This window comes from Amycolatopsis benzoatilytica AK 16/65 (genome assembly GCF_000383915.1).
In the GTDB taxonomy this organism is placed as follows: Bacteria; Actinomycetota; Actinomycetes; order Mycobacteriales; family Pseudonocardiaceae; genus Amycolatopsis; species Amycolatopsis benzoatilytica.
Genome location: NZ_KB912942.1, coordinates 8,128,239 through 8,140,461 on the forward strand (window position 1 = coordinate 8,128,239; position 12,223 = coordinate 8,140,461).

General features: G+C 70.0%; 13 protein-coding genes and 1 tRNA gene. 3 read left to right on the forward strand and 11 right to left on the reverse strand.

The features are described from left to right. The first annotated feature begins 3 nt into the window (after positions 1-3). The 3 genes from AMYBE_RS0138095 to AMYBE_RS0138105 all read left to right on the forward strand — a co-directional run bounded on the left by AMYBE_RS0138095 (position 4) and on the right by AMYBE_RS0138105 (position 1,805). Entirely contained in the window at positions 4-663 is a 660-nt protein-coding gene (locus AMYBE_RS0138095) for a GNAT family N-acetyltransferase (protein ID WP_020664658.1), read from the forward strand. A gap of 161 nt (positions 664-824) precedes the next feature. Continuing rightward, positions 825-1,658, forward strand: coding sequence for a divisome protein SepX/GlpR (gene sepX, locus AMYBE_RS0138100; protein ID WP_020664659.1), 834 nt, complete (start codon positions 825-827; stop codon positions 1,656-1,658). Positions 1,659-1,732: 74 nt separating this feature from the next. Further along, positions 1,733-1,805 (forward strand) — tRNA-Ala (locus AMYBE_RS0138105). 370 nt (positions 1,806-2,175) lie between these two features. Here AMYBE_RS0138105 and AMYBE_RS0138110 read toward each other — a convergent pair. The 11 genes from AMYBE_RS0138110 to AMYBE_RS0138160 form a co-directional block, all read right to left on the reverse strand. Then, positions 2,176-3,330 carry a hypothetical protein gene (locus tag AMYBE_RS0138110; RefSeq protein WP_034289858.1) on the reverse strand — a complete coding sequence of 385 codons (1,155 nt, stop codon included), beginning with the start codon at positions 3,328-3,330 and terminating at the stop codon, positions 2,176-2,178. 71 nt (positions 3,331-3,401) lie between these two features. Further along, positions 3,402-4,346, reverse strand: coding sequence for a PrsW family intramembrane metalloprotease (locus AMYBE_RS0138115; RefSeq protein ID WP_027928447.1), 945 nt, complete (start codon positions 4,344-4,346; stop codon positions 3,402-3,404). Continuing rightward, positions 4,343-4,933 carry an STAS domain-containing protein gene (locus AMYBE_RS0138120; protein ID WP_020664662.1) on the reverse strand — a complete coding sequence of 197 codons (591 nt, stop codon included), beginning with the start codon at positions 4,931-4,933 and terminating at the stop codon, positions 4,343-4,345. The genes AMYBE_RS0138115 and AMYBE_RS0138120 overlap by 4 nt, the downstream gene beginning before the upstream one ends. 12 nt (positions 4,934-4,945) lie before the next feature. After that, a complete protein-coding gene (locus AMYBE_RS0138125) occupies positions 4,946-5,395 on the reverse strand; it encodes a DUF1931 family protein (RefSeq protein WP_020664663.1) in 450 nt (149 codons plus the stop codon). Next, positions 5,395-7,086 carry an FAD-dependent oxidoreductase gene (locus AMYBE_RS0138130; RefSeq protein WP_020664664.1) on the reverse strand — a complete coding sequence of 564 codons (1,692 nt, stop codon included), beginning with the start codon at positions 7,084-7,086 and terminating at the stop codon, positions 5,395-5,397. Before AMYBE_RS0138130 ends, AMYBE_RS0138125 begins: the two co-directional genes overlap by 1 nt. After that, a complete protein-coding gene (locus AMYBE_RS0138135) occupies positions 7,083-7,346 on the reverse strand; it encodes a ubiquitin carboxyl-terminal hydrolase 14 (RefSeq protein ID WP_020664665.1) in 264 nt (87 codons plus the stop codon). The genes AMYBE_RS0138130 and AMYBE_RS0138135 overlap by 4 nt, the downstream gene beginning before the upstream one ends. Before the next feature lie 6 nt (positions 7,347-7,352). Further along, positions 7,353-7,835, reverse strand: coding sequence for a thioredoxin (trxA, locus tag AMYBE_RS0138140; RefSeq protein WP_020664666.1), 483 nt, complete (start codon positions 7,833-7,835; stop codon positions 7,353-7,355). Next, complete coding sequence (gene clpB, locus AMYBE_RS0138145; RefSeq protein ID WP_020664667.1) at positions 7,832-10,462, reverse strand: ATP-dependent chaperone ClpB; 2,631 nt, start codon at positions 10,460-10,462, stop codon at positions 7,832-7,834. The genes trxA and clpB overlap by 4 nt, the downstream gene beginning before the upstream one ends. Beyond that, positions 10,453-10,749: a chaperone modulator CbpM gene (locus AMYBE_RS0138150; protein ID WP_020664668.1), complete on the reverse strand. Its 297-nt coding sequence runs from the start codon at positions 10,747-10,749 to the stop codon at positions 10,453-10,455. The genes clpB and AMYBE_RS0138150 overlap by 10 nt, the downstream gene beginning before the upstream one ends. Beyond that, on the reverse strand, positions 10,749-11,675 hold the full coding sequence (locus AMYBE_RS0138155; RefSeq protein WP_020664669.1) for a DnaJ C-terminal domain-containing protein: 927 nt from the start codon (positions 11,673-11,675) through the stop codon (positions 10,749-10,751). Before AMYBE_RS0138155 ends, AMYBE_RS0138150 begins: the two co-directional genes overlap by 1 nt. A 6-nt stretch (positions 11,676-11,681) precedes the next feature. After that, entirely contained in the window at positions 11,682-12,221 is a 540-nt protein-coding gene (locus tag AMYBE_RS0138160; RefSeq protein ID WP_020664670.1) for a nucleotide exchange factor GrpE, read from the reverse strand. Between the last annotated feature and the right edge of the window lie 2 nt (positions 12,222-12,223).

Sequence of the window (12,223 nt, forward strand, 5' to 3'; positions counted from 1 at the left end):
TCCGTGGCCGCACTTCCCGAGTCCGTCGAAACCCGGCACCCCGGCTGGCCCGCGACGCTAGGCCCGTTGCGGGTCCCGGCCGGCGTGGTCGCGGTGCGCCCGGTGCGGCTGCGCGACGCGGGCGAGTGGAGCCGGGTCCGGCTGCGCGACCGGGAGCACCTCGAAGAGTGGGAGCCGACCGGGATCGGGCCGTGGGCCGACCGCAACGCGTTCTGGTCGTGGCCGTCCCAATGGGCGGCCTTGCGCGGCCTGGCGCGGCGGGGCCAATGCCTGCCGTTCACGATCACGGTGGACGGAAAGTTCGCCGGGCAGATCACCGTCGGTAATGTGATCCGCGCCGCACTCCGATCCGCGTGGATCGGGTACTGGGTGTCCTCGGACATCGTCCGGGGCGGGGTGGCGACCGCCGCCGTCGCGCTCGTGACAGATCACGCCTTCGGGTCGGCCGGCCTGCACCGGCTCGAAGCGACCGTGCGACCGGAGAACAACGCCAGCATCCGTGTGCTCACGAAGGCCGGCTATCGGCAGGAAGGGCTGTTCGAGCGGTACCTGGACGTGGCCGGCGACTGGCGTGACCACCTGTGCTTCGCCGTGACGAAAGAGGAGACCGGCGACGGCCTGGTCTCTCGCCTCGTCGCGTCCGGCCGGGCTGAACTGGCCTGACGGTGACTACGCGTCGAAGTTCGATCACGCGTTACCACATCATGTGAGATTCACCTAATGTAGTGATGCATTTTCGTGATCGAACCCGGCGAGTCTGCGCCTCCTGTGTGACTGTTGTGGCTAGCGTGACTACAGCAGAGGATCGGGGGAGGTGACGGGAGATGCCCAGCTCGGTGATCATCGTCGCGCTCGCCGCGGCATGGCTCGTCGTTCTCGTGCCCATGGTGGCTCGCAAACGACAGCAGGTCGCGCGGACGCCTACCTCCGCGCTGGCCGCCCGGGTAGTGCGAAGGGGCAGTGCTCGCAACGAGGGACAGGAGGACGACGCCGTGTCCGACAATGCGAAGCCTTCGGTGGAGGACGACCTCGCCGAACTCGAGGCGGAGCTGGACGCCGACCTCGACGAAGAACCTGAACCCGAACCGGAGCCGCTCCCGCAGCCCTCGCGCGCGGAACGCGGCGAGCCGGCTCGCGAACGCCGCAGCTACCGGCCCGGCCGGGGCGGCTTCGACCCGGAAGCGGCCGAGATCGCGGCTCGCGCCAAGTACGCGTTCCGGCAGCGGGTGGTCGTGATCCTGCTGATCGCCGCAGTCGGCACGGCCGCGATCGCCGGGTTCGTGTTCACGCTCGCCTGGTGGGCACACGCGGCGGCGGACATCGCGCTCGTCGGCTACCTCGGATACTTGCGCCGTCAGGTCCGCATCGAGAACGACATCCGGCAGCGCCGGATGTCCCGCTACTCGACGACGAGCCGCCCCGCGCGCCGGGCCGCCCCGGTTCGTGAGGAGGAATACGACTCGTTCGCCGAGGCGGAGGACGAGGACGTCGAAGTCGTCGCGCCGGAGGTGCCGCGCGAGATCGTGGAGCGCAAGCCGTCCCCGATGTCGCGCATCCGTCGGCAGGCGGTCGTGGTCGACCTGGACGACGAGGACCCCGCTTTCGAGGAACTCGCCGAACCCAGCGCGGGCCCGTACCGCCGGGCAGTCGGAGAGTGACCCCCCGTTGTTCGGTGCTTGAAGGGCACTGATAAGCTTTGCAAGCACTGAACAACAGGGGTTCACGCTCCTGAGGGGCTGTAGCGCAGTTGGTAGCGCGTCTCGTTCGCATCGAGAAGGTCAGGGGTTCGATTCCCCTCAGCTCCACACATGAAGTTGTAGATGAACCCCCTGAGCGCTTGGAAATCCCAGGTCAGGCACTCGTTGGGGGTTCATCTGTGTCGGGGGTTTGGTCGCGGCACGTTGCGTCGCTTACTAGAACTTCCGTCGAGCTGCCTGGACCTTGATTTGGGGCCGCCATGCTGGCTTCTTGCGAGGTCAACGAGAACCTTGGCGATCTTGCACGGGTCTGGCGGATCGTGTCGCACGCCCCGAATCCGGACCTTCGACACGCGGGCTCGGGGCTTGTGTCCCCGCTTCTTCGGTTTGGTCATCAGAGTTACCACCTTGTCGCGACGGTTGATTGGTCACGCAGGTGGGGATGGCCGCCGGGGTGATCTGCCTGCAACTCCGTCGGTCATTCGTCGCTTCGCGCGGTCTGCGTGGGACTTTCCCTTTCGCCGGATATCCGGTCGTCCCGCCGGCGCCGGTTTCGTTCCTGGCGTTCCCGTTCGCGGCGGCCGTAGGTCGCGTTGCGGACGGTCTCTTCGTCTTCCAGGCTTGATCCGAGCGCGCCGGCGACGATGCCGACCGAGCTGCACAGCCACACCAGGTTCAGGTACGAACCCACACCGACCGAGTGTCCGAGTGCCTGGGCGAAATAGCCGCTGTCGATCAGGACGGCCGCCGCGAGCAGGGCGAGCACGTACAGGATCGCGTACATGCACACCACCCCGACCGCCAGTGTGGTGGCCGTGGAAACGTTGTACAGCAGCGCTTTGCGTCGCTCGGCGGATTCGGAGGGCCGCTCCCAGAGGTGGTTGTACACCGTCAGCCACACCGTCATGACCAGGACGGTGACCACCGTGATCGCCGTCAGCCGCAACGGGGACAACGCGTCCGCCAGTTTCCAGAACGAACTGGTGATGATGCCGTAGGCGGCGGTGCCGGCCGCCGCCGCGGTGGCGCCCGCGAGGTGCGGGACGAGCCGCCACGGGCGGTTGTCCCGGACCATCCCGGCCAGCAGCCGCAGCCGGCCACGCAGGCCGACCAGAGCGAGGTGGGTCGCGGACGACTGGCGTCCACCGGGCATCCGCCGCGTCGGGGCCAGCACTTCACGCAGCCGTGCCGGCGTCCCGTGTCCGCCGCGATCGCTGTCGATCCCGAGCCGGCGTGAAACCAGTTGCCGCACCACGCGGACCAGCAACGCGCGTGCCCGGCGCCGCACGAGGACGGCACCGAGCGCGGGCAGCGAGATCATCGCGACACCGTGCTCGACGTCGACTCCGGCGACGACGGGGCTCGTCCCCGCGCGCCGGGGCAGGTCGGTGACCAGGACCAGCAGGTCCCAACCCCGGTCCTGCCGGTGCCGCCGCGACAGCGTGCGCATCGGGATGTCACCGTCTTCGTCCAGCGGCAGCTGGTCCACCTCGTGCTCCACCCGCCACCGCGCCTGCCCGCTCACCCGGGTGGCGAAGATTTCGGGCAGGTCGCCGGCGATCGTCGTGATCACCCGCTCCGGCAGCCCTTCGTCGGCCAGCACCCCGACGGCCACCTGGCGTGGCGCGTTCATGTGGTTCACCTCGCTCGTCGGCACCCGCCGGTTTCCCCGGGTGGTACCGGCCAAACCCCTCGGACAGCGGGTCAGAGCGGAAGAGCCGGATGCCGGGACGTCGCCACGCGGTAGGCCCGTGCCGGTGGCGTGGCCGGCCGCTCCCGGCGTGCCCGCGCGACCAGCACCAGCAGCCACACCACCCCGATCGCCGCGATCACGCCCTGCCCTACCCAGGTCAGTGTCGTGTACAACCCGACCTGGGCGCCGGTCGGCGCGGCCGGCAGGCCACGCATCAGCAGTTCGTACTGCCACGGCTGACCGGTCAGCAGCAGCGTGACGTAGAGGGAAATCACGGACATCGAGTCCCACAGCGCGTGCAGCAGCGAAACGCCCAGGTAGGCCAGGGCGAGCCGGGCGGTGAGGACGAAGTGGTCGCGGGTGCTCCACGCGAACAGGAGCCCGCCGAGAACGGCGGTCCACAGCCCGTGCCCGACCGGGGCGAGGAGTCCGCGCAGCAGTTCGGTGGTCACCAAGTCCGTCAGGGACAGTCCCTGAGGGGTGAACAGCGCGGTCAGCGCGTACCCGGCCGACTCCAGTGCGGCGAACCCGAACCCGACCGCGGCGCCCAGGATCAACCCGTCGCGCACGGACTTCACGGCCAGGTGCCGGGTCAGCAGGGCGAGCGCGGCCAGTTTGACCGCTTCCTCGATGAGCCCGACGCCGACGTACAGCCACGGCGACGGGTGCAGCAGATACGTTTCGAGCACCGATGCGCCGAGCACGCCGAGCACACCGCCGACGATGAACGTGCGGAACACGAGTTCGGCGGTGATCTCGCCGGAGTCGCGGCGCTCGAACGCCCACGCCACGAAGGTCACCGGCACCAGGAAGCTGCCGAGCAGCACCAGGGTGGGGATGAGGTTGGGGTTCCCGGTCAGGTAGGTGACGACCGCGGACAGGATCCACAGGAGAAGGCCGGCTCCGAACATCCGGAGCCACATACGTCGTTTCGGGCGTTCGGCGATCGCGCTCACCTGCGCCTCCCCCACCGCTCGCCGCGGCCGTGGGCGGCGGTGTCGATGAAAGTCCGGTACCGGGCCGTGGACCCGGGCTCCGCGACGTCCTCGAGCCCTTGGGGGCAGCGCAGCGACGACCACAGCGCGGCACGCGGTTCCGGGTCGTCGATGACCGCGCGGTACCAGGAAAACACTTCGGCCAGCAGGATGTCGTCCATCGCGTACAGCACGGGCGGCGCGAGCCCGGTCAGCTCGAACAGGCCGCCCCGCGCGGTCAGCTTGTCCTCCACGCGGTGCATCAGTTCGAGCAGGCCGTCGTCCACCCGCCCGACCTGGGACAGGTCGACCACCAGGCGCCGCGTGCCGGCGTGGAGCAGCCCGGCGAAGTGCGCGGCCAGGAGGCGGAGTGCCCGCGCGTCGACCGACCCGCCGACCGTGACGACGGTGTGGTGGTCGTCGCGCAATGTCGAGGTGACCGTGAGGTTTCCCGTGGTGCCTGCGACGTCGGGTGACACATCGCTCGGCCGCCCGGTGAGGCGTTGCAGCTCGGCGTACGCGGCCACGTAAGCCGGTTGATCGAGGTTGAGTGAGAGTCCGTTGGCCATGCCTGACGCCTTTCAGAGGAGCAGTTCGAACATCCGGAAGACCTGGTCCCATTCGGCGGAGCCGGGGTTCTTCACGCGCGGGTCGATGATCTTGAACGCCTGGGCGAGAGCCACGCTGAGACCGCCGGCGACGGCCGGGAGCCGCGCCTCGGTGTCTTCGGAGATCGCGATCCCGAGCGGGGGACGCGCCAGGAGCCGCTCCAGCAGCGGCACCACTTCCAGGTCCTCGTCCATCTTGAGGAACTCGTGCATGCGCTCCTGCAGTCCCTTGGTGATCGGCAGGTCCCACGGCTCGATGACGTCCCGCCGGTTGGCCTTGGCCGTGGCCTTGGCGGCCACGAAGAGATCGTGGATCTTGCGGTCCAGGAACTCGTCGTACCGTTTCAGATCGCTCTTGTCGACGTCCAGGCTCGCGGCCATCCGGAAGAACCGTTCGAACCTCGCCGTACCCATGACCGGCATCAGGCCTCCTGTGAGAGATGTTCGTGGACGAACCGGACGGCCATGGCGCCTTCCCCGACCGCCGAGGCCACCCGTTTGACCGAGCCGTGGCGTACGTCCCCCACCGCGAACACCCCGGGCCTGCTCGTCTCCAGCACCTGTGGCGGGCGATGCACCCCGCGCCACACGTCGGCGTCCCGGAAGCTCTCGGCGTCCACCCCGGTGAGCACGAACCCGTCCTCGTCGAGGGCGACCATGCCCGAAAGCCAGGCGGTGTGCGGGGAAGCTCCGATGAAGACGAACAACGCGCGGGCGTCGAGGACGCGGCGCTCGCCGGTGCGATTGTTTTCGACGACCACCGATTCGAGGTTGCCGTCGCCGGCGAGCTCACGGACTTCGGTGTGGCCGAGCACGCTGATCCGCGGATGCTGCTCGACCTGGTCGACGAGGTAGCGGGACATGTTCGCGGCGAGATCGCCGCCGCGCACCAGCAGATAGACCACCGGCGAACCTTCCGCGAGGAACACCGCCGACTGGCCGGCCGAGTTGCCGCCGCCGACCACGGCCACCGGCGAAGCCAGGCATCGACGCGCTTCGTGCACAGTCGCGGCGTAGTACACGCTGCTCGCTTCGAACGCCTCGATGCCGGGTACGACGAGCCTGCGGTAGCGGGCACCGGAGGCGATCACGACGGCCCGGGAAACGATCTCGATGCCGTCGTCGAATCCGACGACGTAGTGCCCGCCGCGTGCTTCGAGGGTCCGGGCCTCGGCCGGCACGGCGACCCGGACCCCGAACTTGGCCGCCTGGATCACCGATCGCTCGGCCAGTTCCGCGCCGGAGATCCCCGGCGGGAAGCCGAGGTAGTTCTCGATGCGGGACGTCGTCCCGGCCTGGCCGCCCGCGGCCAGGCCGTCGAACGCCGACAGCAGCAACCCGTCGGACGCGCCGTAGACCACCGCGGCCAGCCCGCCGGGCCCGGCGCCGACCACGAGCAGGTCCCGCACACCGTGTTCCGGTTCCGGCTGCCGCAGCCCGATTTTCCGGGCCAGCTCGGCAGTGCTCGGGTTCCGCAGCACTTCGGTGCCGTTCACCACGACCACCGGGGTGTCCGCGACGGCGATGCCGAAGCGCCCCAGGAGCGCCTCGGCCTGCCGGTCCTTGTCGACGTCGACCAGCCGGTACGGGAGCCGGTTGCGCGCCACGAACTCCAGCAGCCGCCTGGTGTCCGGGGAGTAGCAGGAGCCGACGATCCTCAGCCCGTTGCCGGATCCGATGAGCACCGTCCGGCGTATCAGGTAGGCACGCAGGATCAGGTCTCCGAGCACCGGGTCGCCGAGCACCAGGTGCAGCACCGCGCCCACCGGGACGGCGAGCACCTCGCCGGGGTCGGCGGCCACGGCGCCGACGAACGCGGGCTGCCCTTCGATCAGTCCGAGTTCGCCCAGGAACCGGCGAGGTCCGTGCACCCGGACGACCTTCGCGTCGTCCCCGGTTCCTTCGATGACGGCGACCTTGCCGCTCAAGATCACGAAGAACTCGGACGGCCGGCCGCCCTGCGCGTACAGCACCTCGCCGGCCTGGACCGGACGGCGTTCACCCGCTTCGGCGAGCGCGTCGATCTGCTCGTCCGTGAGCCGGGGGAACGCACCGGAGGAGTCCGGGGTCTCGGTCAGCGGCGCGCCGAGGTCGATTCCCGTCGAGGCGGTCATACGAATGTCTGGTCGACGTAGCACCAGCGCCAGGTTTCCCCGGGCTCGAACGAGCGCACGATCGGGTGCCCGATGGCGTGGGCGTGCTTGCTGGCGTGCTTCATCGGCGACGAGTCGCAGCAGCCGACGTGCCCGCACGTCAGGCACAGCCGCAGGTGCAGCCACGGCGTGCCGGCGACCAGGCACTCCTCACAGCCCTGCGGGGTTCGCGGCACCACGTCTCGGACGAGCGCGAGATGCCGGTCGACGACACTGGTCATCGCACGTCACCTTCCCTGGTCGAGTTTGGTCTTCGGGGTGCTCTCCGGCCGCGCCAGCGCCTGATCGAGCCACTCGCGCAGTACGGGGACGGGCGCGGCGCCCGCCTGCCGCGCGACGACCTCGCCGCCGCGCAGCACCATGAGCGTCGGCACGGCCTTCACGTCGAACCGCTGGGACAGCCCGGGTGCCTTGTCGACGTCGACCTTCACGAGCTTGACCTTCCCGGCCCGCTCCCGGGCCAGCTGGGCCAGCGCGGGGCTGACCTGGCGGCAGGGCCCGCACCAGGTGGCCCAGAGATCGACCAGCACCGGAATCGTGGCCCGCTCCGCGACTTCCGCGAAGTCGGTGTCGCCGGCGTCGACGATCCAGGGCAGCGGCTCGTGGCAGTGCCCGCACTTCGGTTTGCCCGCGGCGGCGGCCGGGACGCGGTTCTTGTGGCCGCAGTGTTCGCAGACGACCGTGGCGGTGGTGCCGGTGGTGGCGTTCATGCCGCGGACCTCCCTTCGCCCCCGCTGTAGGTGACGACGAGCTCGCCGTCCTTGGCGTCGACGGTGATCACCAGTCCCTCGGTCGGTTCGCCGCGCAGCAGCGTGCGGCCGATCTTGGTCTCGACCTCGTGGGAGATGTAGCGGCGCAACGGCCGGGCGCCGTAGACGGGGTCGAATCCGCGCTGGGCGATGAGTTTCCTCGCTTCCGCGGTCAGCTCGACCGCGATGCCCTGTTCGGCCAGCCGGCGGCGCAGCTCGGCGAACTGCAGGTCGACGATCCGCTCGATCTCGCCCGGCCCGAGCGGGGTGAACAGCACGATGTCGTCGACGCGGTTGAGGAACTCCGGCCGGAAGTGGTGCCGCAGCTCGGCCAGCACGGCGTCCCGGGCGTCCGGCTTGATCTCGCCGGTGGAGGTGACCCCGTCGAGCAGATGCTGCGAGCCGATGTTGGAGGTCATGATGATCACCGTGTTGCGGAAGTCGACGGTCCGGCCCTGCGCGTCGGTGATCCGCCCGTCGTCGAGCACCTGGAGCAGCGTGTTGAACACGTCCGGGTGCGCCTTCTCGATCTCGTCGAACAGCACGACCGAGTAAGGCTTGCGCCGCACGGCTTCGGTGAGCTGCCCGCCCTCGTCGTAGCCGACGTAACCCGGGGGAGCGCCCAGCAGCCTCGAGACGGTGTGCCGCTCCTGGTACTCGCTCATGTCGAGCCGGACCATGTTCTCCTCGCTGTCGAACAAGGCCGACGCGAGGGTCTTGGCGAGTTCGGTCTTCCCGACCCCGGTCGGGCCGAGGAAGATGAACGAGCCGATCGGCTTGCGCGGATCGCGGATACCCGAGCGCGCCCGGATGACCGCGTCGGCGACCAGCCGGACGGCCTCGTCCTGGCCGATCACCCGCTCGTGCAGGATCTCGTCGAGCCGCAGCAGCTTTTCCCGCTCGCCTTCCTGCAGCCGGGAAACCGGGATCCCGGTCCACGAGGCGACGATCTCGGCGATCTCGTCCTCGGTGACGACCTCGTGCAGCAGCCGTTTCCGGCCCTGCTTGCCCGCCAGCTGTTCTTCCTCCGCGGCGAGCCGCCGCTCGGCTTCGGTGATCTCGCCGTAGCGCAGTTCGGCCGCGCGGTTCAGGTCGTAGTTCCGTTCCGCTTCTTCGGCTTCGTGTCGCAGCCGTTCCAATTCGGACCGCAGTTCCTGGACCCGCCGGATCGCCTGACGCTCGGCATCCCACTGCGCCTTCTTCGAGTCCGCTTCGGCACGAAGATCGGCGAGTTCCCGGTGGAGGTCCGCCAGCCGCGCCTTGCTGGCCTGGTCGGATTCCTTGGACAGCGCGGCCTCCTCGATCTCCAGGCGGGTGACGCGCCGGGTGAGCTCGTCGAGTTCGGCGGGCATGGAGTCGATTTCCGTGCGCAGCCGCGCGCACGCCTCGTCGACCAGGTCGATCGCCTTGTCCGGCAGGAACCGGTCGGTGATGTAGCGGTGGGACAGGGTTGCCGCGGCGACCAGCGCGCCGTCCTGGATCTTGACCCCGTGGAACACCTCGAGCCGCTCCCGCAGCCCGCGCAGGATCGAGATGGTGTCCTCGACGGAGGGTTCGTCGACGACGATCGGCTGGAACCGGCGCTCCAGCGCGGCGTCCTTCTCGATGTGCTTGCGGTACTCGTCGAGCGTCGTCGCCCCGATCATGTGCAGCTCGCCGCGCGCCAGCATCGGCTTCAACATGTTCCCGGCGTCCATCGCGCCTTCGGTGGCGCCTGCCCCGACGACCGTGTGGAGCTCGTCGACGAAGAGCAGGATGCGTCCTTCTTCGGCTTTGACCTCGGCCAGCACGGCCTTGAGCCGCTCCTCGAATTCGCCGCGGTACTTGGCCCCGGCGACGAGCGCGCCCATGTCGAGCGAGAAGATCGTCTTGTCCCGCAGGCCTTCCGGCACGTCGCCGCGCACGACCCGCTGGGCGAGGCCCTCGACGATCGCCGTCTTGCCGACGCCAGGGTCGCCGATCAGCACGGGATTGTTCTTCGTCTTCCGCGACAGGATCTGGATCACCCGGCGGATCTCGGCGTCCCGGCCGATGACCGGGTCGAGCTTGCCCGATCGCGCGTCGGCGACCAGGTCCCGGCCGTACTTCTCCAGCGCCTCGTACGCGCCTTCGGGGGTCGCCGAGGTGACCCGCTGGTTGCCGCGGATCTTGGTCAGCGCCGTCAGGAACGATTCGCGCGTCACGCCGTACCGGGTCAGCAGCCGTCCCGCGGCGGACTTCGCACCCTCGTCGGCGAGTGCCAGCACGAGGTGTTCGACGGAGACGTATTCGTCCTTGAGCCGCTTGGCTTCCCGTTCGGCGGCGTCCAGCAGGCCGGCGAGGCGCCGGGTGAGGTAGACCTGCCCGGGGGTGGCACCGGGGCCGGTCACCTTCGGTCGCCGCGCGAGCTCCGCTTCGACGGCTTCGCGGAGACCGTCGACGTCCGCGCCGCTCTGCGCGAGCAGCCGGGGCGCCAGGCCGTCGGACTGGTCGAGCAGGGCGATCAGCAGGTGCTCACCGTCGGTCTCGGTGTGGCCGTGGCGCTGTGCCACGCTCTGGGCATCTTGCAGCGCTTCTTGCGATTTCTGGGTCAGCTTGCTCATGTCCATCGCCGGTGGCTCCTGACTTGGGCTTCGAGGACGTCGATCCGGTCCAGCAGGTCGAGCACGAGCCCAATGGCCGCGTAGTTGAGGGAAAGGCCGGCGCGCAGGCGCTGGATGCGCGCGAGAGTGGCGACGGCGGACGGCGCGAACCACAGCCGCCCGCTCGAGTCGGCCGTGCCGTCCACCAGGCTCAGTGCGACGAACCGGCGGATCAGGTCCGGGTGCAGTCCGCTTCGTGCGGCCACCGTGTCGAGACTGAGCCGGACGGGACGGACGAGCAGGTACTCGGCCATCAGGTCCTCCTCGGGTCGAAATCGGACACGGCGGCGAGCTCCTCGAAGAGTTCGCGTTCCCGCTTGCCGAGCTTCTTCGGCACCATCACGCGCACCTCGGCGTAGAGATCGCCCGATTTGCCCTTGGGGTTGGGCAGGCCCTCGCCGCGCAGGCGCAGCCGCCGTCCGGTCGACGAGCCGGGTACGACCCGCACCTTCACCTCACCGCCGGGGGTCATGACGGGAACCGTGGCGCCGAGCGCCGCCTCCCAGGGCGACACGGGCAACTCGACCGTGATGTCGCGCCCGGACAGGCGGTAGCGGGGATGCGGCTTGATCCGCACCACGAGGTAGAGGTCACCGGGCGCGGCGTTCCCGGACGCCCGCCCGCCTTGACCGGCGAGCCGGATGCGCTGTCCGTCGACCACGCCGGCCGGGATGTCGACGTCGTAGCCGCGCTCGCCCGCGCCGGCGATGCTCAAGTGCCGTCGCCCGCCCCGGTAGGCCTCCTCGACCGTCAGCTCGAGCTCGGCCTCCTGGTCGGCGCCCGCGATCGGCCCGCCGGAGCCCCGGCTCCGGAAGAAGCCGCCGAGCAGGTCCTCGATGTCGACACCTTCGAAGCCCTCGAACCCGCCGCCGAATCCCGGTCCCGCCTGGGTGTAGCGGACGTGGCCGCCACGCCGCCCGCCGGCGCCGGCGTACACCCGCTCGTCGAAGTCGTCGGGCACGCGGCGGAAGTCCGCGCCGAACCGGTCGTACTTCTTGCGCTGCTCCGGATCGGACAGCACCTGGTAGGCCTCGCTGATCTCCTTGAAGCGCTCTTCGGCGCCCGGGTCGGAGTTCACGTCCGGGTGGAGACGGCGCGCCAGTTTCCGATAGGCCCGCTGGATTTCGTCGGTGCTCGCGGTCTTGGCGACCCCGAGGGCCTCGTAGAAATCGGTGGCCACCGGCCATCACCCCTGCGACCTGGACACCGTCACGGCCGTCGGCCGCAGCTGGTGCCGATCGGTCCCGTAGCCGGGGCGCACGACCCGGGTCACGGTGTTCGGCTCGGTGGCGGGGTCCTCGACGACGGCGACGACCTCGTGCCGGTTCGGGTCGAACCGGACGCCGGTTTCGTCGTCACGCGGGTACCCGAGCCCGGCGAGCAGCCGGACGGCTTGCTCCCGGATCGCGTGGACACCCTGCACGATGGCCGCCGGGTCCGCCTCGGCGTGCGTGAGCGCCAGTTCGAGGTTGTCGAGCACCGGAAGCCAGGCCGACGCGACCCGCGCCCGCTCGGCTTCGGTCGCCCGCCGCAGTTCGGCGGCATGGCGCTTGCGCAGGTTGTCGAGGTCGGCCGCGGCGCGCCGCCACCGGTCCTCGAGCTCGGCGATTTTCTCTTCCGCCCCGGTCGCCGAGGCCGGCACCTCCTGGGGGCCGGACACCGTGCCGGCCTCGGCGACCTCCGCGGAGGCTTTCTCCTGCTCCGCGGCCCTTCCTGTGGTGGCCATCG

What these genes read in the sequence shown, in the direction of transcription:
- AMYBE_RS0138125 (WP_020664663.1), bottom strand. Translation starts at nt 5,395, where the DNA reads ATGCCGGTCATGGGTACGGCGAGGTTCGAACGGTTCTTCCGGATGGCC.
- sepX (WP_020664659.1), top strand. Translation starts at nt 825, where the DNA reads ATGCCCAGCTCGGTGATCATCGTCGCGCTCGCCGCGGCATGGCTCGTC.
- AMYBE_RS0138130 (WP_020664664.1), bottom strand. Translation starts at nt 7,086, where the DNA reads ATGACCGCCTCGACGGGAATCGACCTCGGCGCGCCGCTGACCGAGACC.
- AMYBE_RS0138120 (WP_020664662.1), bottom strand. Translation starts at nt 4,933, where the DNA reads ATGGCCAACGGACTCTCACTCAACCTCGATCAACCGGCTTACGTGGCC.
- AMYBE_RS0138135 (WP_020664665.1), bottom strand. Translation starts at nt 7,346, where the DNA reads ATGACCAGTGTCGTCGACCGGCATCTCGCGCTCGTCCGAGACGTGGTG.
- AMYBE_RS0138150 (WP_020664668.1), bottom strand. Translation starts at nt 10,749, where the DNA reads ATGGCCGAGTACCTGCTCGTCCGTCCCGTCCGGCTCAGTCTCGACACG.
- AMYBE_RS0138160 (WP_020664670.1), bottom strand. Translation starts at nt 12,221, where the DNA reads ATGGCCACCACAGGAAGGGCCGCGGAGCAGGAGAAAGCCTCCGCGGAG.
- trxA (WP_020664666.1), bottom strand. Translation starts at nt 7,835, where the DNA reads ATGAACGCCACCACCGGCACCACCGCCACGGTCGTCTGCGAACACTGC.
- clpB (WP_020664667.1), bottom strand. Translation starts at nt 10,462, where the DNA reads ATGGACATGAGCAAGCTGACCCAGAAATCGCAAGAAGCGCTGCAAGAT.
- AMYBE_RS0138110 (WP_034289858.1), bottom strand. Translation starts at nt 3,330, where the DNA reads ATGAACGCGCCACGCCAGGTGGCCGTCGGGGTGCTGGCCGACGAAGGG.